The organism is Fulvimarina manganoxydans (assembly GCF_900176465.1).
GTDB lineage: Bacteria > Pseudomonadota > Alphaproteobacteria > Rhizobiales > Rhizobiaceae > Fulvimarina > Fulvimarina manganoxydans.
On sequence record NZ_FWXR01000010.1, the window covers coordinates 95528 to 117434 of the forward strand.

Below are 21907 nucleotides of genomic sequence, written 5' to 3' on the forward strand. Positions count from 1 at the left end.
CACCGCGGAGTCAAACGTCGCACGATGAGATCCGCCGACCCCGTTTCCCGGTTCCATCGGGCAAAGGTTCTGCGCTAGAAGCCCCCCTCGAAGCTGCCAGCGAAGAGGGCTTGGAACATCCATGAGCGCGACGACGATGCCGGATAATGCGGAGACCCAGGCACGGCTCCTGTCGGAAGCCCTGCCCTTCATGCAGAAATACGAGAACAAGACGGTCGTCGTGAAATATGGCGGCCATGCCATGGGCGACACCGATCTCGGTCAGGCCTTCGCTCGTGACATCGCGCTTTTGAAGCAGTCCGGCGTCAATCCGATCGTGGTCCATGGCGGTGGCCCCCAGATTGGCCGCATGCTGTCCCAGATGGGTATCGAGTCGCGCTTCGAGGGCGGCTTGCGCGTCACCGACGCCGAAACCGTGCGCATCGTCGAAATGGTTCTGGCCGGTTCGATCAACAAAGAGATCGTCGCCATGATCAATGCCGAGGGCGAATGGGCGATCGGCCTGTGCGGCAAGGACGGCAACATGGTCTTTGCGGAAAAGGCCAAGAAGACCGTTCTCGACGCCGAATCGAATATCGAACGCGTGCTCGATCTCGGCTTTGTCGGCGAGCCGGTCGAAGTGGACCGCACGCTGCTGGACCTTCTCGCCCGCTCGGAGATGATCCCGGTCATCGCGCCGGTCGCGCCGGGCCGGGACGGGGCGACCTACAACATCAATGCCGACACCTTCGCCGGCGCTATCGCAGGGGCGCTGGAAGCCTCGCGCCTTCTCTTCCTGACCGACGTTCCGGGCGTTCTCGACAAGAACAAGGAGCTGATCAAGGAGCTGACCGTCGCCGACGCCAAGGCGCTCATCCGGGACGGCACGATTTCCGGCGGCATGATTCCGAAGGTCGAGACCTGCATCGAAGCGCTTGAGCGCGGCGTCGAAGGCGTCGTCATCCTCAACGGCAAGACCCGCCATGCGGTCCTGCTCGAACTCCTCACCGAGCACGGCGCGGGCACGCTGCTCGTTCCCTGAGCCCAGTGGAGGGAGCCGAACGGCTCAGCACTCCGGCAGATTGACGGCGAGACCTCCGCGCGAGGTCTCCTTGTAGCGCTCCGACATGTCCATGCCGGTCTGGCGCATGGTCTCGATGCAATTGTCGAGGGGCATGAAATGGGTGCCGTCCCCATGGAGCGCGAGCGAAGCGGCCGAGACCGCCTTGATCGCGCCGAAGCCGTTGCGTTCGATGCAGGGCACCTGGACGAGCCCGCCGACGGGATCGCAGGTCATGCCGAGATGGTGTTCCAGCGCGATCTCGGCGGCGTTCTCCACCTGCTCGTTGGTGCCGCCGAGCGCGGCGCACAGACCCGCCGCCGCCATGGCCGAGGCCGAGCCGACCTCGCCCTGGCAGCCGACTTCGGCCCCCGAGATCGAGGCATTGTGCTTGATCAGGGCGCCGATGCCGGCAGCGGCCAGAAGAAAGTCGCGGATGCCCTGCCCCGTCGCGCCGACGCATTGGTCGCGATAATAGCGAATGACGGCCGGCACGACGCCCGCCGCGCCATTGGTCGGCGAGGTGACGACGCGCCCGCCCGCCGCATTCTCCTCGTTGACCGCCATTGCGTAGACCGAGAGCCAGTCGTTCACCACATGGGGCTGGCTCATATTGCGGCCCCGGTCGCGCTCCAGCCGCTCGAAGATCGCTTTCGCGCGGCGCTTGACCTTGAGCCCACCCGGCAGGCAGCCCTCCATCTGCAGGCCCCGGTCGATACAGCCGTCCATCGCCGCCCAGATCGCGTCGAGCCTCTCATCGAGCTCGGGCCGGGACAGATGCACCTCTTCATTCGCCCGCTTCATCGCCGCGATGGTGAGCCCGCTTTCGCGCCCCATGACGAGCATCTCGTCCGATGTTCCGAACGGATAGGGATAGCCGAGACTGCGCTTTTCCTCTTCGAGCCCGCCCTGTTTGCGCTCGCGGGCGGACTCCAACTCGGCCTCGCTCGCGACGAAGCCGCCGCCGATCGAATAATAGACGGATCTCAGAAGAACGGCGCCGGCAGCATCCAGCGCTTCGAAGGCCATGCCGTTGGCGTGACCGGGAAGCGGCTCGCCGAAATCGAGAACCAGATCCTCCGCCGGATCGAAGGCAAGCCGCCCCAGGCCTTCGACCGTCACATGACGCTCTTCGGCGAGCTGCGCCATCAAGGGGTCGACCGCATCCGGGTCGAGGCGATCCGGCCGCTCGCCGAGAAGGCCGAGGGCGACGGCGCGATCGCTCGCATGGCCCCGCCCGGTCCAGGCGAGCGAGCCGTGAAGCCGCGCGCGCAGGGCGACAGGCTGCGCGCCGCCCGCCGCTGCATTCTCGCGCAGCGCTTCGAGAAAGCGCCCGGCAGCGACCATCGGCCCGATCGTGTGGGAGCTCGACGGACCGATGCCGATCTTGAAGATGTCGAAGACGCTGATGAACATGAACATGGGATCCCAGGACGGCGTCGGACGACCTTGACCCAAGCGCGCGGCGGTTTCCAGAAAAATGGCGACGGTCTCGGGGACAACAGCGACCTCGTCGCCGGCTTCCTCGCATAGGGCGCGTGAGACGGAAGCGCTTTTCTCGTCCCTCGCCCCCGCGATTGCCCCGGACGTCCGCAAGGCTTATGTCAAGCCACTTCCCCGGATGGGCCGGCGCATGCGACGCAAGTTTCAGGCGCTTCCCTTTCGTCGATGACAGTTCCGAAAGGCAAGCCCGACCGCCGATGACCGACGCCGCCGCCAAAGTCTATGACGATCTCGTTCACGCCGCCGGCAATCGCGAGGTCTATAATCCGTCGAGCCCCGTCGCCGAATTCGGCGCGAACGAGCCCCTGCATCTCGACGCCGGCCTCGACCTCTCGCCCTTTCGCATCGCCTACAACACCTATGGCGAGCTCAATGCCGACAAGTCGAACGCGATCCTCGTCTGCCATGCGCTGACCGGCGATCATTACTGCGCGAGCCCTTCGCCGGTCACCGGCAAGCCCGGCTGGTGGTCCTCGATCATCGGCCCCGGCAAGCCCGTCGACACGGACAAATATTTCGTCATCTGCTCCAATGTTGTCGGCGGCTGCATGGGCACGACGGGTCCGGCCTCGATCAAGCCGGAGACCGGCAAGCCCTACGGCCTCGAACTGCCCGTCATCACCATTCGTGACATGGTGCGTGCCCAGAAGATGCTGGTCGACCGCTTCGGCATCGACACGCTCTTTGCGGTTGTCGGCGGTTCCATGGGCGGCATGCAGGTTCTGGAATGGACCGTCAGCTATCCGGACAAGGTCTTCGCCGCCGTCCCGATCGCCACCGGCGCACGCCATTCCTCCCAGAACATCGCCTTTCACGAGGTCGGGCGCCAGGCGGTGATGGCCGATCCCGAATGGCATCATGGGCGCTATTACGAAGAGGGCACGCGTCCGACCAAGGGTCTTGCGGTCGCGCGGATGACGGCGCATGTCACCTATCTTTCGGAACAGGCGCTGCATCGCAAATTCGGCCGCAATCTCCAGAACCGCGAGCAGCTCGGCTTCAAATTCGACGCCGAGTTCCAGATCGAAAGCTATCTTCGGCATCAGGGCATGACCTTTGTCGATCGCTTCGACGCCAATTCCTATCTCTACATGACCCGGGCGATGGATTATTTCGACATCGCTGCCGATTATGACGGCCGCCTCGCCAATGCCTTCAAGGGATCGAAGACGCGCTTCTGTCTCGTCTCCTTCTCCTCCGACTGGCTGTTTCCGACGGAGGAAAGCCGAGCGATCGTCCATGCGTTGAACGCAGCCGCCGCTTCCGTTTCCTTCGTCGAGGTGGAGACCGACCGAGGCCATGATTCCTTCCTTTTGGAGGAACCCGAGTTCTTCCGGGCGATCGACGGCTTCATCTCCGCCGCCGCCCGAGCGAGGGGGCTTGCCCGATGAGCGTCCATAGCGATCCACGCCCGACCAGCGAGACGGTCGCGAGCGGCGCCGGCACGCGTGTCGATCTCGATATCATCGCCGACCTCGTCGCGCCGGGAAGCCGTGTGCTCGATGTCGGCTGCGGCGACGGCGCGCTGCTCGAACTCCTGCAGCGAAGGCGTCAGGTGGACGGGCGCGGCGTCGAGCTTTCGCAAGCCGGCGTCAACGAATGCGTGGCGCGTGGCCTGTCGGTGATCCAGGGCGATGCCGATCGCGACCTCGTCCATTATCCGGACGACTCCTTCGACTATGTGATCCTCTCCCAGACGATCCAGGCGACGCGCAATCCGAAGACCGTGCTCGCGGAACTCTTACGTATCGGCAAGCGGGCGATCGTCTCCTTCCCGAATTTCGGTCATGTCTCGATCCGCGCCTCCTTGATGCTTCGCGGCCGCATGCCGGTGACCAAGAACCTGCCCCAGGCCTGGTACGACACGCCGAACATCCATTTCTGCACGATCCGCGACTTCGTCGAACTCGCCAATGAGATCGGCGCGACGGTGGAGACGGCCGAGGCGATCAATGCGACGGGGCAGAAGATGGCGATGACCATGCCCTGGGCCTTCTGGAACCTCTTCGGCCAGCAGGCGGTCTTCGTCTTGCGGCGCTGAAGGACCTTGGCGGTGTCAAGCGACGCGCGAGACGGCGGTTCGGCCAAGCCCGGACGTTTCGACTGCTTTTCCGCCGGCCGGTTGTCTCAGATCGGTCGTGCAGCGTCAGACCGCCTCTGGCGCATCGTGCCGCCGCTCGCCCTGCGCACGCGGCTGGCGCTGACCCTTTCGATCGCCTTTCTCGGCATTCTCGCCATTGGCGGCACGCTGGCGACGGAACAGGCTCGCGGCTCCATCGCCGAGGAGCTCGCCTCGTCTCGGACGGTCGCCACCAATCGCGTGGCCCAGCTTCTGGCCGAACTCCCCGCCTCGCGCGACATTCCCGGCCAGCTTCAGGGTTTCGTGCGGGCCTATAATGGCGACCGCGACGTTCAGATCATGCTGATCGATTCCGTCGGTGCCGTCAGAGACAGCTCTCAGCCGGCCGAGGACTATCGCGGCCTGCCCGAATGGTTCGTCTCCCTTCTCGCCCCCCGCCCGGCCACCCGGATCATCCCGCTCTCAGGCCTCGCCGCGCCCATCACCGCCGTCGTCGTCGCGATCGACCCGCGCAACGAGATCGCCGAGACATGGGGCGATCTCTTCTATGCGCTCGGCATTCTCGTCGCCTTCGTTCTCGTCACCTTCGCCGTCATCTGGATCGTGGTCGAGCGGGCCCTGTCGCCGGTGGAAGACATTCGCTCCGCCTTCGGCCGGATCGGGGCGGGCGATACGGGGGCCCATGTCACGCCGAGGGGGCCGCCGGAAATGCGGGCGCTGGCTGAAGGGCTCAACCAGATGGTCGACCGGCTCGCCGAAGCCTCGATCGCCAATCGGCGCTTGTCGGAGCAGCTGCAAAGGCTGCAAGACGAAGAGCGCGCCTCGCTCGCCCGCGATCTTCACGACGATGTCGGCCCGCTTCTCTTCGCCATTGATGTGGAGGCCGGCGCGATCGCCCGCAAACTTCCCGCCGATGCCGCGCCCATGGTGAGCGACCGGGTGGCGGCGATCCGGTCGAGCGCACTGGAAGCTCGGCGCGCCGTGCGGCGCATCCTTGCCGATCTGAGACCCGGCGTCATGCCGGGGCTCGGCCTCAAGGCGGCGGTCGAGGATCACGTCTCGACCCTTGCCCAGCGCCATCCGGAGACAGAGTTCAAAGTCGACGCGCTGGACGGCAGCTATCCGCCGCCGGTCGAAATGACCTTGTTCCGAGCGATCCGCGAGGCAGTGAACAATGCCCTGAAACACGGCACCCCGAAGCGCATCACGATCCGCCTTGTTCTCAATGAGGATGACGCGGAGGCTGGGCGCGCCCTCGTCTTCACCGTCACCGACGATGGCGGCGGCTTTGCCCGGGAGACGTCGATGGGCGGCATGGGGATCGTCGGCATGCGCGAGCGGCTGGAAGCGGCCGGCGGAGCGTTGCGCATCGATCAGGTGCCGATCCCCGCTGGCGTTCGCGTCGAAGGGCGCATACCTCTTCACGAGGACGGAATCGAATCACCGGGCGGCGCTTGAGAAGCGATTTTTGGACGGCTGAGGACAGGGAGAAGGCAGGATGAAGATCCTCATCGTCGATGATCATACCGTCGTGCGCGACGGCGTGAAGCGTCTGGTTGAGACGCTCGACGTGACGGAGATCGGCGAGGCGGAAACCCCGGCCGAGGCCCTCGACGCCTTTCGTCGTCTCAAACCCGACGTTACCATTCTCGACATCAATCTGAAAAATGGCAGCGGGTTGGAAGTGCTGCGCCGGCTGAAGGCAGACACGCCGAGCGCCAAAATCGTCGTCTTCTCCATGTATTCCGACATCGCCTATGCGGCCTCGGCACGGCGTGAAGGCGCGCTTGGCTACGTGGCCAAGAGCGCGCCGTCGGACGAGCTTCTCACCGCCGTCGAGAAGGCCTTGAAGAACGAACGCTTCACGGATTCGGAGACCGAGGCTTTGATGGAGGCGCAGGCGAGCCCCGGTGGTCTCGATCAATTGACGCGGCGCGAATTGCAGATCCTGCAGATGCTGGGCGAGGGAAAAAGCCTCGGCGACATCGCGAGCGGGCTCGGCATCGCCTATAAGACCGCCGCCAACACCGCGACGCGGCTCAAGGAAAAGCTCGGCATGGAGCGCACCGCCGACCTCGTCCGCTTTGCCCTGGAGACCCGCGGCGGGCGGATGCTTCAAGCCCGACTCGCCGAGGAGCGGGACTGATCAAGCCGGCGGAATGAAGGGCTGCGAAATCGCCGAGAAAGCCGGCACCGTCTCGCAAGCCGCCATATGGGCAGCCAGCGCCGGCCATTCGTCTCTTGCCCGGATCGCCGGATGCGCGTCGGTCAGAAAGCGGAAGGCGCAAGCGAGCGCGATATCGGCATGGCCAGGCGTCTCGCCGAACAGATAGGCCGCCTCGACCTTCGAGCGCTCGGCTTCAAGAACGGCCAGCACATCCGCCACCTGCGCCTCGCAACGCTGAGTCCAGACCTCCGATACCGTCTCGTGAAGCGCCCGCTCATAGATCAGCGCGACCAGCTTGTCGCAAAGGCCCATGGCAAGAGCCGAAAGCCGCAAGTGATCGCGCCGCGTTTCGCCTCGTTCGGCGATCAAGGCGCGCTCCGGCCCGACCTCTTCGTCGAGATGAAGAAGGATCGTAGCGCTCTCGATCAGGGCCGTTCCGTCACCCAGAACGAGCGTCGGCACCCGGCGCAAGGGATTATAGGCCGCGATCTGTTCGCCATCCCCGAACACCGACCAGGGCCTGTGCTCGAACGCCATCTCGTAAAGCGTCATGGCGATGCCGACGCGGCGCACGAAGGGCGAATCGAATTGGCCGATAAGGATCATGCTGGGAGCCTTCTTTCCAGGGGACTGGGACGGCTCCCACCGACATGAGAGCCAAATGCGATCAATCGGACTCGCGATTTTGCTCTAACTCTTTGTTTTGCTGCGTGATGTTTTCGAAAAGTCGTGCAACTTTTCGGCATCATTCTTTAAGTCCCGGCTGCGTCGTCGAGCGCTGTCGCATAAATCGCCGCATCGCTTTCGGAAAAGCAACACAACACGATCTCGACAAGATCGCCGCCAGCCGCATTCAGCGCCTCGCGGACCGCGATCGCGGCGGCTCGGTCCTTGGGAAAACCATAGATCCCTGTCGAAATCGCCGGAAAGGCGATCGAGGCGACTTGGTTGTCGGCCGCTAAAGTGAAGGAATGACGATAGGCGCCGGCAAGGAGATCGTCCTCACCTTTGGTGCCGTCCCGCCAGCGCGGGCCGACGGCGTGAATGATGAACCGGGCCGGTAGATCAAAACCGTCGGTGATGCGGGCCTCGCCGGTTGGGCAGCCCCCGATCGCGCGGCAGGCCGCCTGAAGTTTCTGCGCGCCGGCCGCCCGGTGGATCGCGCCATCGACCCCGCCGCCGCCGGCAAGACCCTGATTGGCGGCATTGACGATCGCATCCACTTCAAGGGTCGTAATGTCGCCGACGATCACGCTGATGACCGTTCCGGCCCGCTCGATGCTGGTCAGTGCCGTCATGCCTTGCCCCCGATCGGCGGCGCTTCGGTCATGCCGGCGAGGATCTCGGCCACATGGCGCACTTCCACCTTCCGCCCCTCGCGCTTCATCTTGCCGTCCATGTTCATCAGGCAGCCGAGATCGCCGGCCAGCAGCATCTCGGCGCCGGTCTCGCCGATGCGCTTGGCCTTCTTCGTCACCATGGCGTTGGAGATGTCGGGATATTTGACGCAGAAGGTGCCGCCGAAACCGCAGCAGACATCGGCATCGGGCAGTTCCTTCAGGGTCAGTCCCTCGACCGATTTGAGCAGGCGGCGCGGCTGTTCGCGAATGCCGAGCTCTCGAAGACCCGAACAGGAATCGTGATAGGTGACCGTGCCCGCGAAGGCGGCGTCCACATGGGTGAGCCCGCGGATATCGGCAAGGAAACTGACGAGCTCGAAGACCTTCTTCGAAAAGGCTCTAGCACGCGGGCCCCATTGCGGATCGTCGCCGAGGAGCTCCGGATAATGCATCTTCAGCATGGCGCCGCAGGACCCCGATGGCGCCACCACATAGTCGAACCCCTCAAAGGCCTCGATGGTCGCCTTGGCGATCGCCGCCGTGTCAGCTCGGTCACCGGAATTATAGGCCGGCTGGCCGCAACAGGTCTGACTTTGAGGCACGCTCACCTCGCAGCCTGCCTCTTCCAGAAGCTTCAGCGCCGCAAAGCCGACCGAGGGGCGGAAGAGATCGACGAGACAGGTAACGAACAGCGCCACATGAGGCCGCGCCGAATCGGCAGCTTGGCGGCTTTCGGCGGATGACGGGGAATGGGTGGACAAGGGGTGATCACTCTCGAAGGGATGCATGCGAACCGGAGGTTCCCCGGTTCGAACATTTCTAACATGCTTTGAGATTGGCGCTTTCGAGACCTGAGTGCAAATCCTCATTCATGCCCCTTCGCCCAGCCGGCCGAATGGATTAGCAAGTGACGCGCCGTCGAAGTTTAAGACGGCGGGGGGAGAAAATGTCATGACCGAGAGAAGTCTGAACAAAGCGAGCCGCGAGCGCTTTCCAACCGACCAGCGCCGCGCTTCGGTGCTCGGCGAGATCCATGCCCGGCCCTTTCCCCTCCTGAAACTGCCGAAAGCCATCATTATGCTTGCCTTCATGCATGAGGATGGCGGCAAGACCGATCACCGCATTCTCTGCGACCTTTCGATCCGCCAAGGCGTTCCGCCCCCCTCCGCCGATGCGCGCACCCATTCCTTTGTCTTCGGCAAGGGCCGGGTCCGCTGGGAGCGCCACACGGAATTCTCCACCTATTCCTGGGAGGGGCCGACACCGGAGAAGTTCGGTCAGACCGTCGAGGGCCATCCCTTCGGCGCCGAATTCGAGGCGCCCGGCCCGATGATCGCAGGCGTTCATCTGGAGCTGCGGCCGAATGACGAGAGCGGCCGGGCGGCCCTCGAAATCTTCGACAAGACGAGCTTCTGCTATTCGATCATGGAAGGCGGCCTCGCCCATGCCGCGACCGATTTTCGCCAGGACGGCGACGGGCTGACGCGCATGCTGGTCTTGAGCGAGGGGCTGACGCCGGCCAGGGCCGGCTCACTCGCCATGCGCCTCGTCGAGATCGAAATCTATCGCACCCTCGCCCTTCTCGGCCTGCCGCTGGCCCATGCGATCGGCCCGACGGTCCACGGATTGGAACAAAGCCTGGTGCGCATCACGGACGAGATGAAGGGCGGCGAGGAGGACAGCCGACAGCTTCTCCAGGACATCACGCTGGCGGCCGCCGAGGTCGAGGCGACGGCGGCGCGCATCCTCTACCGCTTCGGCGCGAGCCGGGCCTATGACGACATCGTGCGAGAGCGCCTCGCCGCCGTTTCCGAGCAGCCCGTCACCGGCCAGGAAAGCTGGAGCGCCTTCTTGAAGCGCCGCATGGCGCCGGCCATGCGCACCTGCCGGGCGCTCGACGAGCGGCTCGCCAACCTGTCGGAGAAGCTGTCGCGCGCCGCCAATCTCCTGCGCACCCGCATCGACGTCGAGCTCGAACATCAAAACCGCGATCTCTTGGCCTCGATGGACAGGCGCGCGCGGCTGCAATTGCGGCTACAACAGACCGTCGAAGGCCTGTCGGTCGCCGCAATCGGCTATTACGTCGTCGGCCTGTTCGGCTATCTGGCGAAAGCGCTCGACCACGAGGGCTTTCCGATCTCCGCGACGACGCTCACCGCCGGCTTTGTACCGATTGCTCTTATTGGCGTCTGGCTCATCACCCGCCGCATCCGCCGGCATCACGCCGAACCGACAAAGATCCGCGAGGAGTGATGCGAAGGGCGCCCGATGGCAGTCAAGCACTCGGAATACGGTCAGATTTCCGTGCCTTGACGGCGCATCGGCCTCCCACGCGGTGATCATGCGAGCGCCAACTCATACGCATCGTCATCCTCGGCCCGATAGGGCCAGGGACCCATGGCTCAACAAGTCTCACAGCCAAGAACCATCGCGGTCCGCGGCCCGTTCTTCAGCAACCGAATGACGACATCGAAGGGGATGGCATAGGTCCTTATGGCTGCGCCATGAGGATGACGAAACGTTGAGGGCGAATGCCTGCTTTCGACGCCTGCGGACGACCTAGCGCACGAAAGCGGGAGTCGATCGCGCAGCACTCGGGCGGGCGGGCAGCGTCTCGCTCCGCGATGGCCGGTTGGATGCGGCGAGGCTTGCCGGCCGAACCGTGCTGACAAGGCCGAGAGCGGCGGTGAGTTCGAAGGCTTCGCTTTGGGCGCGGGCAAGGCCGGGCGCCTCCTCGTCCATCAGGTCGAAAAGCGTGCCGCCGCCCAGAAACGGCGCCTCATAGGCGGCGCGGAGCCCGAGACCGATGGGCAGGCGCGGCGTTGCCGAACTTGCGACGATCGCCTCGACCGCACGGGCGACACGGCTCGGAATGGGAGTAACGCCATTGGCGACGAAGATGCGCCGAGCCCGATCGCCGCCGCGCCCCTTCAAGCCATCGAGCAACCGATCCGTTCCGATCGCGGCGATCGCGGAGGCCGGAGACAGGCGGACCGGAACGGCGAAACGATCGCAGATCGCCGCCGCGCGCTCGATCGTCGCGGCCTCACGTCCGGCATCGACGACGACGCAACGCTCCCTTCGGCGCGCATCCTCCACCATGTCGGCGAGATCCTTCGGCCTCTCGACGCGCTTCACCTTCAGGTCGGACGTTCCAAATCCCTTGCGCGCCCAAAGATGAAGGTCGGGGTCCGGCGCCGCATCCAGAAGAACGACCGGCCGCTCGCTGCGCGCCACGACACTGGCGATCATGAGAGCAAGCGTCGTGGAACCAGACGACTTCAGCGTTCCTATGGCGATCGAGCTGATCATATCGTCTGAGTCTCCTTCGTTCTGAAACAATGATCACTCTATCCGCCGAAAAGCGCGGATCACTGATCGACAAGTGGCAGCCTATATCCAAGCCATTGGCGAAATTCTATCCATCTCTCTAAAACATGACAATTTCTTGAAGCTGTATTCCGATATATTCCAATAACTTATGCAAAAATCACAATAGATATTGTTTTACTGACATACTAAGAACTTGCGACGATGAGGCACCCCAGTCGGCTTCTGACGCGTTCAGCTCTCGCCGATCGGGTCATCGCTTCATGAAGCTGAAACGATCCACGGCTGGCCGGCTTTCCGTTCAGGCATGCTCGCATCGGCCTTTGGGTGGCATCCGGCCGTTCCAAGGCGCGTATGTCATAAGAGAAGTCGCAACCACTCGGACCGATCGAAGTCTTGTCAACGCGTATCGAGAATTTCGTCGCATTGTCAGCTAAGCTGCGGTCCTGTTTCATCATGGCTCGGCATCGATTTCATTCGGCGGCAGGCCGGACGAGACGTCGAAATGGGTGACGAGACGTTTAGACGAGCGATCAGAACGGTCGTTGAGACGTAATGGCTCCCGCCTTTCGCGCCGAGCCGAATTGAGATCTGTCGCATCATGACGAAGCCAAGCGGCCTTTCGCCATGATGCTTCGAAGGAGGTAACAATGTCCGTCGCGATGCCGAAGCCCTCTGAGGCGGTTCTCGATCGCCGTGACGAAATCGTCTCGGCCCTTCAGGCGATCGTGCCCGGCGAAGGCGTGGTCGACGCGACCGACGAAATGCGTGCCTTCGAGACCGACGGCCTCACCGCCTATCGGCAACTGCCGCTCGTCGTGGTCCTGCCCGACACGGTCGATCAGGTCTCGCGGGTTCTCGCCTATTGCCACCGAAACGACATTCCGGTCGTCCCGCGAGGTGCCGGCACCTCTCTGTCGGGCGGCGCTTTGCCACTTCAGGATGGCGTCCTCCTCGTCCTGTCGAAGTTCAACCGCGTCCTCGAGATCGATTACGACAATCGCTCCGCGGTCGTGCAGCCGGGGGTCACCAATCTCGGCATCACCAAGGCCGTCGAGCATCGCGGCTTCTATTACGCCCCGGATCCCTCCTCTCAGATCGCCTGTTCGATCGGCGGCAATGTCGCGGAGAATTCAGGCGGCGTTCACTGCCTCAAATATGGGCTGACGGCGAACAACGTCCTCGGTATCGAATTCGTCACCATCGAGGGCGAGGTGATGCGCCTCGGCGGCAAGCATCTCGACGCCGAAGGCGGCTACGATCTTCTGGGCCTCATGACCGGCTCCGAAGGCCTTTTGGGCGTCGTCACCGAGGTCACCGTTCGCATTCTCCAGAAGCCCGAAACGGCGCGGGCCGTGCTCATCGGCTTTCCGACCTCGGAACAGGCGGGCGAATGCGTCGCCGAGATCATCGCCAAGGGCATCATTCCCGGCGGCATGGAGATGATGGACCGGCCGGCGATCCATGCGGCGGAGGATTTCGTTCAGGCCGGCTATCCGCGCGATGTCGAGGCGCTTCTCATCGTCGAGCTCGACGGGCCACAAGCCGAGGTCGATCATCTTCTTGCCGAGGTGGAGGCGATCGGCAACACGAATGGCGCGGTCACCTGCCGCGTCTCCCAATCGGAGGACGAGCGCGCCGCCTTCTGGGCCGGGCGCAAGGCCGCCTTCCCCGCCGTTGGGCGCATCTCGCCGGACTATTACTGCATGGACGGCACGATCCCGCGAAAGGAACTGCCGAAGGTGCTGGCCGGCATGAAGGCGCTGTCGGAGAAATATGATCTCAGGGTCGCCAATGTCTTCCATGCCGGCGACGGCAATCTCCACCCTCTCATCCTCTATGACGCGAACAAGGAGGGTGAACTTCATCGTGCGGAGGAATTTGGCAACGACATCCTGCGTCTTTGCGTGGCGGTGGGCGGCGTTCTGACCGGTGAGCATGGGGTGGGCGTGGAAAAGCGCGACCTCATGCCGGAAATGTTCGGTGAGGATGACCTGAAGCATCAGCAGCGGGTGAAATGCGCCTTCGACGCCAAACATCTTCTCAATCCCGGCAAGGTGTTCCCGACGCTTCATCGCTGCGCCGAATTGGGGCGCATGCATGTTCATAAGGGCCAGGTGGCCTTTCCGGATCTGCCGAGGTTTTAGGCATGCTCGAAGGCGCCGCGATTACGAATCTTATATCTTTACTTTTGCTCATCGCTACAGGCGTGTATGTTTATCTGACTTGGCGAATTGCTCAGTCTAATACACAAATCCTTAAGGAAACCCAGCGTGCCTTTATTGAAGATAGAGCTCCTTATATAACGGTCCGCATCACTGTCACACAGTCCTCGTTGTTAAATCTTGAAATACAAAACATTGGAAGAAGCCCTGCCAAAAATCTAAAACTCTCCCTCGATCGTGACTTTTACCAGTTTGGGAAATTCCAAGAATCGAAGAATATACGAATGCGACATGCGTTTCAGAACGAAATACCGCAACTCGCACCGGGCGAATGTCTACGTTTTGCCTTATCGCAAGGCTTCAATCTCGACAAATTTCACGAATCAAGGGCTTTGACACCGAAGATTTTCTGCATCAAGGCTGAATATGACTATAACGGAAATCGGCGAACTTCCGAGCATACAGTCGATTTAAACTCGCTAATGGGGAACTCGTTCGAAAGGACGGTATCAGAGCGGCTCTTAGAAATCGAAGGGGTCATGAGAAAATGGAAGCTTTGACCCACCTATCATACGACGAACATGCTTTCATCGAGCTAACGAGTCCAGTCGTTGACGATCATCAATGGGAGCTAATTGACGGTATACCGCTGCGCCGACCCGCCCGGTCAATTCGTCATCAAATGATCGCGCAAAACGCGGAGCGGCAATTAAATACCTGTTCTGCGAGTAAGCCCGATCACATCGGGGCGCTTTTCGCGACTGGCCTCCGACACCCAAACGACACTCGCTTTCGACCCATAGCGGATGTTGCTATTGTTGATCTCAACGAAGTGATCGAGAATGGAAACGACTATTATTTCGATCGTTGCTTCCTAGCTTTAGAGGTGATCTCGAGCGATTCTTTAGATTTAGATGAGCAGATAAAACTGCCTCGATATCGGGAATTGCCTCTGTGCAACCACATAATTGCAGCTGACTCAGAGTACTTCAGAGTTCGGCATTGGGCGCGGTCTCGGGGATGGGCAGAGACAGCTTACGACCGTCCCGACGATCTCATAACCCTCCCCGAATTCGGCTTTTCCTGCCGCCTGAAAGACCTCTACGCCCGAACGGATCTTGCATGACCGAACGCTCCGCGTCCCGCCTCGCCGAGGCCCAATCGCCGGCCCCGCCATCGACCGATGCCTCGCGCCTTTATGCGCCGGACAGTCTCGAGGCCTTGCGGGAGATCGTCGCGGCGGCCGTCTCCTTGGAGGAGCCGCTCGCGATCGAAGGCTCCGGCTCCAAGAGTGGGCTCGGCCGGCCGGTCAACACCGCCGCCACCTTGTCGACCGCCAAGCTGACCGGCGTCACTTTGTACGAGCCGGACGAACTGGTTCTGTCCGCCAGGGCCGGCACGCCGATCGCCGAGATCGAGGCCTTGATCGACGAGAACGGTCAGCGGCTCGAATTCGAGCCGATCGACTATGGTCCGCTTCATGCCCGCGAACGCGGCCTTGGAACGCTCGGCGGCGTTCTTGCCTGCAATCTCTCCGGCCCGCGCCGCGTCAAACAGGGCGCGGCCCGCGATCATGTTCTCGGCATCACGGCCGTTTCCGGCCGGGCGGAGGTCTTCAAGTCCGGCGGCCGGGTGGTGAAGAACGTCACCGGCTATGATCTATCGAAGGGCATGGCGGGGTCTTACGGCACCCTCGCCGTCCTCAGCGACGTGACGATCAAGGTTTTACCGAAGTCGGAGACCGAGACGACGCTTCTCCTGCGCGGCCTGACCGACGAGGAGGCGGCCGGCGCGATGGCGGCCGCCATGGGCTCGCCGGCCGAGGTGTCCGGCGCGGCGCATCTGCCCATGCTGGTCGCCCGCCGGGTGGCCGAGGGTCATCTCGGCGACGAGCCGGCGACGGCGATCCGCCTCGAAGGCTTCGGCCCCTCGGTCGCGGCGCGCGACGCTTATCTCTCGGCCGCGCTGCAAAATGTCGCTCGCCTCGAACGGCTCGAGGGAGAGGCCTCGCAAGCCTTCTGGCGAGACGTGAAGGATGTCGTCCCCTTCGCAGACGGCACCGACAAACCGGTCTGGCGCGTCTCACTCGCCCCCACCGCCGGCCACCAGCTTGTGATGGGCCTGCGCCGGCATGCGGCGATCGACGCCTTCTACGACTGGCAGGGCGGTCTCGTCTGGCTGCGCATGGAATCCGGCGACGCCGAAGCCGATTTGATCCGCGCCGGCATCGCCCAACTCGGCGGCGGCCATGCGACTCTGGTGCGGGCAAGCGAAAGCCTCCGTGCCGCGACGGATGTCTTTCAGCCCCAGCCCGCCCCGCTCGCCGCCCTCGCCAAGCGGCTGAAGAGTGAGTTCGACCCGGCGGGCATCCTCAATCCGGGGCGGATGGGATAGAATGCCCGTTGCGACAGGAAACCAGTAAGAGAGCGTTCGCTATGAAGATCGATCAGGTCGTCAGCTCGGATCCCGAAATCGTGTCAGGTGCGACTGTATTTGCGGGAACGCGGGTTCCCGTAGAGACCCTTTTTATCTATTTCGCGGCCGGAGATTCCCTCTCGACCTTCCTGTCCGATTTTCCGACCGTCGATCGGCAGCAAGCCGTTGAAGCCATTGGCCTAGCAAAAACCGGATTGATCGATCGCTTCCGTAGTGGTGCCCTTGAACGCGCTGCTTGACGAGAATCTGGCTGCCCGTCTGGCGACCGCACTTCGCCACCATGGCTGCGACGTTCTGCCATTTCCAAAAGCTTGGAAAGGCACCAAGAATGGCCGCCTCCTCGCAAGAATGTCCGAGGACGGAACCGGATGCCTCATCACTACTGACAAGAATCTGACATATCAGCAGACAGTCAATGGTGAGGACGTCTGCGTAATCGTTCTTCCTTCGCCACGTTTTGGCGACCTTGAGCCGATCATCGCAAACATAACCGACGCACTGCGCGTTATAGAAGCGGGAACGGTTATCTCCATCGACGCAGATGGACGTTTCGGCGTGCATATGCCCAAGAAGAAGTAAAACATGCAGACCAGCTTCACGCCCGCCCAGCTCGCCGACCCGGACACCGCCCATTCGGAAGGCATCATCCGCAAATGCGTGCATTGCGGTTTCTGCACGGCGACTTGCCCGACCTATGTGACGCTCGGCAACGAGCTCGATAGTCCGCGCGGGCGGATCTATCTGATCAAGAACATGCTGGAGAAGGATCGGCCGGCCGACGAGAAGATCGTCACCCATATCGATCGCTGCCTGTCATGCCTCGCCTGCATGACGACCTGTCCGTCAGGCGTGAACTACATGCATCTCGTCGATCATGCCCGGGTCCATATCGAGAAGACCTATCGACGGCCCTTGATCGATCGCATGATCCGGCGCGTCCTCGCCATGACCCTGCCCTATCCCGATCGCTTCCGCGCGAGCCTGACGCTTGCGCGCCTGGGCCGTCCTTTTGCCGAGCTGATCGCCTCGGTCAAGCCGCTGAAGCCGCTGGCCGCTATGCTGAAGCTCGCCCCGCACTCCACGCCAAGGAAAGCCGCAATCAACGCGCCCGCGACCCATGCGGCCAAAGGCGAGCGAAAGGCGCGGGTCGCGATCCTGACCGGCTGCGCCCAATCGGTTCTCGATCCAGCGATCAACGAGGCGACCGTCGGCCTTCTCAATCGCTTGGGGATCGAGGTCGTCGTGCCGAAGGGCGAAGGCTGCTGCGGCGCGCTCGTCCATCACATGGGCAAGGAGCACGACGCCCTCGCCTTTGCCCGCAACAATGTGGATGTCTGGCTGCGCGAGGCGGAGACAAGCGGGCTCGACGCCATCATCGTCACCGCATCCGGCTGCGGAACGACGATCAAGGATTACGGCCACATGCTGCGGCTCGATCCCGCTTATGCCGAGAAGGCAGCGAGGGTCTCTAGCCTTGCCAAGGACGTGACCGAATTCCTGAGCGGTCTCGACCTGCCGAGCGCGACTAGCGCGACCGGGCTGAAGGTCGCCTATCACTCGGCCTGCTCCATGCAGCATGGGCAGAAGGTGACGAGGGCGCCACGCAGCCTCCTCGCCAAGGCCGGCTTTGCCGTACTCGAAGTCCCGGAGGGGCATCTGTGCTGCGGCTCGGCCGGGACCTACAACATCATGCAGCCCGACATCGCCGCGCGTCTCAAGGATCGCAAGGTGAAGAATATCGAGAGTGTCGCCCCCCAGGCGATCGCGACCGGCAATATTGGCTGCATCACCCAGATCGGTTCGGGAACCGGCATCCCGATCCTGCACACGGTGCAGCTCCTCGACTGGGCCTATGGCGGAAAGAAGCCGGCCGCCCTTGCCGGCCTCGATCCGTCCGGCGAAGGAGCCGCACCGGCGATCGCGGCGGAATGATGCATTCGATCGTCAGTCGCCCCTATTTTATGGCAATGGCTGTGGCGCGTCGCAATGCCGCCATGAAGCCTGCCCAGGCAGACCGGGTCGTTGTGGTTCGTGGCCCTGCCTCGATGCCACGCGTCCTAACCTTTCCTTTGGCAGATCGGGGCGATGATCCAATCCTGGCGCGCGCCCTCTTGCGCCCTGCCGAGAATGAAACCCTGAAAGCCGCGACGGTCCGGGTCAGCGCCGAACCATAGGCTGCCGGATCAAGGGCCTGAGTGACGGAACATGCTGTTTCGCCGACGCCAACCCCAGAGCTTCAAGGACCGCGTTCGGGTCTGGTTGTGGCCGCGCGTCTCGTTTCATCGCTCTTTCAGCTATTTCAAGAAGCGCATCCTGCGCCTCAACGCGACCCCGCATGCGATCGCGGCCGGCTTCGCCGCCGGCGTTCTCGCCTCCTTCACACCCTTTGTCGGCTTCCATTTCCTCCTGGCCTTCGCGACCGCCTATTGCATCGCCGGCAATATGGCGGCCGCCGCGCTCGGCACGGCGGTGGGCAATCCGCTGACCTTTCCCTTCATCTGGGGCGTGTCCTACGAGATCGGACGCTGGGTGCTTCGCGATGAGCCGATCGGAGAGGCGCCGCCGAGCCTGGGACTGGCGCTGCGCCACGGGGATTTTTTCGCGATATGGAACCCGGTCATCAAACCGATGCTGGTGGGCGGCCTGCCGCTCGGCCTCGCCGCCGCCGTCATCGCCTATGGCATCACCGCCGTCGCGGTGCGCAGCTTCCAGAGACGGCGGCGCACGCGCCTGTCCCTTGGCCGCGGCCAAGCGGGTGACGCGATCAAGGGATAGAGATGGGAGCCACACCACGAAAGGCCCGGCACGCTTATGCCTTTGGCGCGTCCGAAGGCGTTTCTTCCATTGCCCCCGCCCCCTGCGCTCGATAAAAGCGCTGCGGATATCGCACCGCCGGCAAAGCTTCGGACGGGCGCAAGCCCCTTTCGGCGCTTTTTGCGGCGAAGAATCGGGCTCTGCGACCCCGATGGCGATGCCCCCGCAGGATGCTGGGTCCATCGGGACGCTTTGGCATACGCATCGGCGGGCCATGCGACAGGCAGAGCACTGTTGCCGAGCGCGTCACGGTGCCCCACGGCTGTCTGGGGTCGCTCCGAAGCGGCCGATCGAAAAGGGTAAGTGACGATGGTCGATGAGACCCAACAACCGCGCGATCATGGTCTCGGCGAGACCGTGGGCGAGGCGGGCGCCTTGAAGAACCGAGATGCCGCCCCGACAGACTCGCAAGCCACGCCCGACATCAAGGCGCGGACGCAAGAGCCTGAAAAGACGGACAAGGGCGGCTTCGGCGAGACGGTCAAGGTCATCGTTCAGGCCCTGCTGCTCGCCCTCGTCATCCGCACACTGTTCTTTCAGCCCTTCTCGATTCCGTCGGGCTCGATGATCCCGACCCTTCTCGTCGGCGATTATCTCTTCGTCTCCAAATGGAGCTACGGCTATTCGCGCTATTCGGCGCCCCTGTCCCTGCCGCTCTTCGAGGGCCGCATCTTCGCCAGCGAACCGACACGGGGCGATGTGGTCGTGTTCCGCAAGCCGGGCGAAGAAGACACCGACTATATCAAGCGTCTCGTGGGTCTGCCGGGCGATCGCATCCAGATGCGCAACGGCCAGCTCTTCATCAACGGCGTCGGTGTGCCGCGTGAGGAAGCCGGCATGTTCGTCGACGACAATGGCACGGAGGTTCCGCAATATCGCGAAACGCTGCCGAATGGCGTGTCCTATATGACGCTCGATCTCAATCCCAATTCGGCCGGCGACAACACGCGGGAATTTCTTGTCCCCGAAAACCATTACTTCATGATGGGCGACAATCGCGACAACTCGCTCGATAGCCGCTTCGACGTTGGATATGTCCCCTTCGAGAACTTGGTCGGCAAGGCGCAGATGATCTTCTTCTCGATCGAGGACGACGTCTCGCCGCTCGAATTCTGGCTCTGGCCGAGCGATCTCAGGCCGTCACGGATCTTCACTTGGCTCGGTTGACGCGGGTGCGACCGCTCGAGGAATTGGAGGAGCGCATCGGGGTTCGGATCCCCGATCGCAACCGCCTGGAGCGCGCGCTGACCCATTCCAGCTTCCGCTCGGACAAGGGCAAGGGCCGCAGCTATGAGCGGCTCGAATTTCTGGGCGACCGGGTGCTCGGTCTCGTCATCGCCGACAAGCTCTTCGAGATGTTTCCCGATGCGGACGAAGGCGAGCTTAGCCTGCGGCTGAACGCGCTCGTCAATGCCGAGACCTGTGCTGCCGTCGCCGACGAGATCGGCCTTTACGACTTCGTGCGCCAGGGCGGGGACCTCAAGCGTCTCGCCCCGAGCCGCACGCGGTCGATCCGCGCCGATCTGATGGAAAGCCTGATCGCGGCGATCTATCTGTCGGCCGGTATCGAGGCCGCCCGCGCCTTCATCGAGAGCCGCTGGGGGCATCGACTGAACGAAAGCGTCGAGGCGCGCCGAGACCCGAAGACCGCGCTACAGGAATGGGCGCATCAACGCGGGCCCGAGACGCCGAATTACGAAGTGATCGACCGCTCGGGGCCCGACCATAATCCGAGCTTCACCATCCGCGTCCATGTGGACGGGGTGGAGCCGAGCGAAGGCGAAGGCCGGTCCAAGCGACTGGCCGAACAGGCGGCGGCGACGGCCATGCTGATCCGCGAAAAGGTCTGGAAGGACGAAGGATCGTGAGCGAGAACGAACAGGGCCCGAGTGAGGGCACAGCGGGCGGCGTGGGCGAGACCCGTTCGGGCTTCGTCGCGCTTCTCGGCGCCCCGAATGCCGGCAAGTCGACCCTCGTCAACCAGCTGGTCGGAACGAAGGTCTCCATCGTCACTCACAAGGTTCAGACGACGCGCGCGCTGGTGCGCGGCATCGCGATCAAGGACAAGACCCAGATCGTCTTCGTCGACACGCCGGGCGTCTTCCAGCCGCGCCGTCGGCTCGACCGGGCCATGGTCAAGACCGCTTGGTCCGGCGCACGGGACGCCGATATCGTCATGGCGATCGTCGATGCCGAACGCGGCATCAGCCCGGATGTGGAGACGATCCTCGATCGGCTGAAGGACAACCCCCGCCGCAAGATCCTGCTCCTCAATAAGATCGACCGCATTCGCCGCGACAAGCTTCTCGGCCTCACCAAGGAGATCACCGAGCGCGCCGACTTCGAACGCGTCTTCATGATCTCCGCCCTCGAAGGCCAGGGCTGCGACGATCTGATGGCGTTCCTTGCAGACGCCCTGCCCCATGGGCCCTGGTATTATCCCGAGGACCAGATCTCCGACCTGCCGCTTCGCCAGCTTGCCGCCGAAATCACCCGCGAGAAGCTGTTCCTCAGGCTTCACCAGGAGATCCCCTATTCATCCACCGTCGAGACCGAATTGTGGGAGACCCGCAAGGACGGCTCGGTGCGGATCGAACAGACGATTTATGTGGAGCGCGACAGCCAGAAGCGCATCGTCCTCGGCCACAAGGGCGAGACGATCAAGGCCGTCGGCCAGGCGGCCCGAGCCGAGATCATGGAAGCGGCCGAAACCACCGTCCACCTCTTCCTCTTCGTGAAGGTCCGAGAGAACTGGAGCGACGATCCCGAGCGCTATCGCGAGATGGGGCTCGATTTCGAGCGCTGAGCCCGATGCAAACCTTTCGCGGCATTTTCTGAAAGCCGTTCGGGATGATGGAGATCGAGCTTCGGGATCGACCGCGTTCTCGCACGACGAGAGCCGAGACCATCGAATGCGAAAGAGCCTCCCGGCCCTCACTCGAGGACTTTCTAGCCTAAGCCAATGATTCACCACGATTCCAGGAGCCCCGCCGGTCATCGGGACGGGTTCAGGATTGCTTAAGGAAATCGGCG

The 21907-nt window shown here is 63.1% G+C and carries 22 protein-coding genes; 17 read left to right on the top strand and 5 right to left on the bottom strand.

Annotated features, from left to right (window positions below):
* Positions 1 to 121: 121 nt before the first annotated feature.
* Positions 122 to 1021, top strand: a complete 900-nt coding sequence (argB, locus tag B9A15_RS12280) for an acetylglutamate kinase (protein ID WP_244556929.1) — start codon at positions 122 to 124, stop codon at positions 1019 to 1021.
* A 24-nt stretch (positions 1022 to 1045) separates the two neighbouring features.
* Here the strand turns inward: argB and B9A15_RS12285 are convergent, their stop codons facing one another.
* Positions 1046 to 2455, bottom strand: coding sequence for an L-serine ammonia-lyase (locus B9A15_RS12285; RefSeq protein ID WP_084410436.1), 1410 nt, complete (start codon positions 2453 to 2455; stop codon positions 1046 to 1048).
* A 284-nt stretch (positions 2456 to 2739) separates the two neighbouring features.
* Between B9A15_RS12285 and metX the strand changes: the two genes are divergently transcribed.
* Genes metX through B9A15_RS12305 form a run of 4 tightly spaced genes read left to right on the top strand, consistent with a single transcriptional unit; the run spans position 2740 to position 6768 of the window.
* The gene (metX, locus tag B9A15_RS12290) at positions 2740 to 3933 is read left to right on the top strand and encodes a homoserine O-acetyltransferase MetX (protein ID WP_084410372.1); all 1194 of its coding nucleotides are present in this window, start codon (positions 2740 to 2742) and stop codon (positions 3931 to 3933) included.
* Complete coding sequence (gene metW, locus B9A15_RS12295) at positions 3930 to 4583, top strand: methionine biosynthesis protein MetW (RefSeq protein WP_084410373.1); 654 nt, start codon at positions 3930 to 3932, stop codon at positions 4581 to 4583. The genes metX and metW overlap by 4 nt, the downstream gene beginning before the upstream one ends.
* A gap of 12 nt (positions 4584 to 4595) precedes the next feature.
* Entirely contained in the window at positions 4596 to 6080 is a 1485-nt protein-coding gene (locus B9A15_RS12300) for a sensor histidine kinase (RefSeq protein ID WP_244556930.1), read from the top strand.
* A 40-nt stretch (positions 6081 to 6120) separates the two neighbouring features.
* On the top strand, positions 6121 to 6768 hold the full coding sequence (locus B9A15_RS12305; RefSeq protein ID WP_084410374.1) for a response regulator transcription factor: 648 nt from the start codon (positions 6121 to 6123) through the stop codon (positions 6766 to 6768).
* Here B9A15_RS12305 and B9A15_RS12310 read toward each other — a convergent pair whose 3' ends face one another.
* From B9A15_RS12310 to B9A15_RS12320, 3 genes are all read right to left on the bottom strand, one after another.
* The gene (locus B9A15_RS12310) at positions 6769 to 7395 is read right to left on the bottom strand and encodes a glutathione S-transferase family protein (RefSeq protein WP_084410375.1); all 627 of its coding nucleotides are present in this window, start codon (positions 7393 to 7395) and stop codon (positions 6769 to 6771) included.
* A 146-nt stretch (positions 7396 to 7541) separates the two neighbouring features.
* Positions 7542 to 8087, bottom strand: a complete 546-nt coding sequence (locus B9A15_RS12315) for an O-acetyl-ADP-ribose deacetylase (RefSeq protein ID WP_084410376.1) — start codon at positions 8085 to 8087, stop codon at positions 7542 to 7544.
* Positions 8084 to 8890, bottom strand: a complete 807-nt coding sequence (locus B9A15_RS12320; protein ID WP_244556931.1) for a (Fe-S)-binding protein — start codon at positions 8888 to 8890, stop codon at positions 8084 to 8086. The genes B9A15_RS12315 and B9A15_RS12320 overlap by 4 nt, the downstream gene beginning before the upstream one ends.
* A 190-nt stretch (positions 8891 to 9080) precedes the next feature.
* Here B9A15_RS12320 and B9A15_RS12325 point away from each other — a divergent pair, with 190 nt between their 5' ends.
* Positions 9081 to 10382: a DUF3422 family protein gene (locus B9A15_RS12325; RefSeq protein ID WP_084410378.1), complete on the top strand. Its 1302-nt coding sequence runs from the start codon at positions 9081 to 9083 to the stop codon at positions 10380 to 10382.
* A gap of 306 nt (positions 10383 to 10688) precedes the next feature.
* Here the strand turns inward: B9A15_RS12325 and B9A15_RS12330 are convergent, their stop codons facing one another.
* Positions 10689 to 11441, bottom strand: coding sequence for a hypothetical protein (locus B9A15_RS12330; RefSeq protein WP_084410379.1), 753 nt, complete (start codon positions 11439 to 11441; stop codon positions 10689 to 10691).
* Between the two features lie 668 nt (positions 11442 to 12109).
* Here B9A15_RS12330 and B9A15_RS12335 point away from each other — a divergent pair.
* The 11 genes from B9A15_RS12335 (at position 12110) to era (ending at position 21680) form a co-directional block, all read left to right on the top strand.
* Positions 12110 to 13606: an FAD-linked oxidase C-terminal domain-containing protein gene (locus B9A15_RS12335; protein ID WP_084410380.1), complete on the top strand. Its 1497-nt coding sequence runs from the start codon at positions 12110 to 12112 to the stop codon at positions 13604 to 13606.
* 2 nt (positions 13607 to 13608) lie between these two features.
* Positions 13609 to 14184 (top strand): hypothetical protein, encoded by a 576-nt coding sequence (locus B9A15_RS22545; RefSeq protein ID WP_139798361.1) that lies wholly within the window; start codon positions 13609 to 13611, stop codon positions 14182 to 14184.
* The gene (locus B9A15_RS12340) at positions 14172 to 14750 is read left to right on the top strand and encodes a Uma2 family endonuclease (RefSeq protein ID WP_084410381.1); all 579 of its coding nucleotides are present in this window, start codon (positions 14172 to 14174) and stop codon (positions 14748 to 14750) included. Before B9A15_RS22545 ends, B9A15_RS12340 begins: the two co-directional genes overlap by 13 nt.
* Complete coding sequence (gene glcE, locus B9A15_RS12345; protein ID WP_084410382.1) at positions 14747 to 16018, top strand: glycolate oxidase subunit GlcE; 1272 nt, start codon at positions 14747 to 14749, stop codon at positions 16016 to 16018. The genes B9A15_RS12340 and glcE overlap by 4 nt, the downstream gene beginning before the upstream one ends.
* Before the next feature lie 41 nt (positions 16019 to 16059).
* Positions 16060 to 16299: a DUF433 domain-containing protein gene (locus B9A15_RS12350; protein ID WP_084410383.1), complete on the top strand. Its 240-nt coding sequence runs from the start codon at positions 16060 to 16062 to the stop codon at positions 16297 to 16299.
* Entirely contained in the window at positions 16283 to 16639 is a 357-nt protein-coding gene (locus tag B9A15_RS12355; RefSeq protein ID WP_084410384.1) for a DUF5615 family PIN-like protein, read from the top strand. Before B9A15_RS12350 ends, B9A15_RS12355 begins: the two co-directional genes overlap by 17 nt.
* Positions 16640 to 16642: 3 nt before the next feature.
* Positions 16643 to 17992, top strand: coding sequence for a glycolate oxidase subunit GlcF (gene glcF, locus B9A15_RS12360; RefSeq protein WP_084410385.1), 1350 nt, complete (start codon positions 16643 to 16645; stop codon positions 17990 to 17992).
* A gap of 273 nt (positions 17993 to 18265) precedes the next feature.
* Positions 18266 to 18835, top strand: coding sequence for a DUF2062 domain-containing protein (locus tag B9A15_RS12370; protein WP_084410387.1), 570 nt, complete (start codon positions 18266 to 18268; stop codon positions 18833 to 18835).
* A gap of 348 nt (positions 18836 to 19183) precedes the next feature.
* Positions 19184 to 20041, top strand: a complete 858-nt coding sequence (gene lepB / locus B9A15_RS12375; protein WP_084410388.1) for a signal peptidase I — start codon at positions 19184 to 19186, stop codon at positions 20039 to 20041.
* On the top strand, positions 20038 to 20742 hold the full coding sequence (gene rnc, locus B9A15_RS12380; RefSeq protein WP_084410389.1) for a ribonuclease III: 705 nt from the start codon (positions 20038 to 20040) through the stop codon (positions 20740 to 20742). Before lepB ends, rnc begins: the two co-directional genes overlap by 4 nt.
* The gene (gene era, locus B9A15_RS12385; RefSeq protein ID WP_425292956.1) at positions 20739 to 21680 is read left to right on the top strand and encodes a GTPase Era; all 942 of its coding nucleotides are present in this window, start codon (positions 20739 to 20741) and stop codon (positions 21678 to 21680) included. Before rnc ends, era begins: the two co-directional genes overlap by 4 nt.
* The last annotated feature ends 227 nt before the right edge of the window (positions 21681 to 21907 follow it).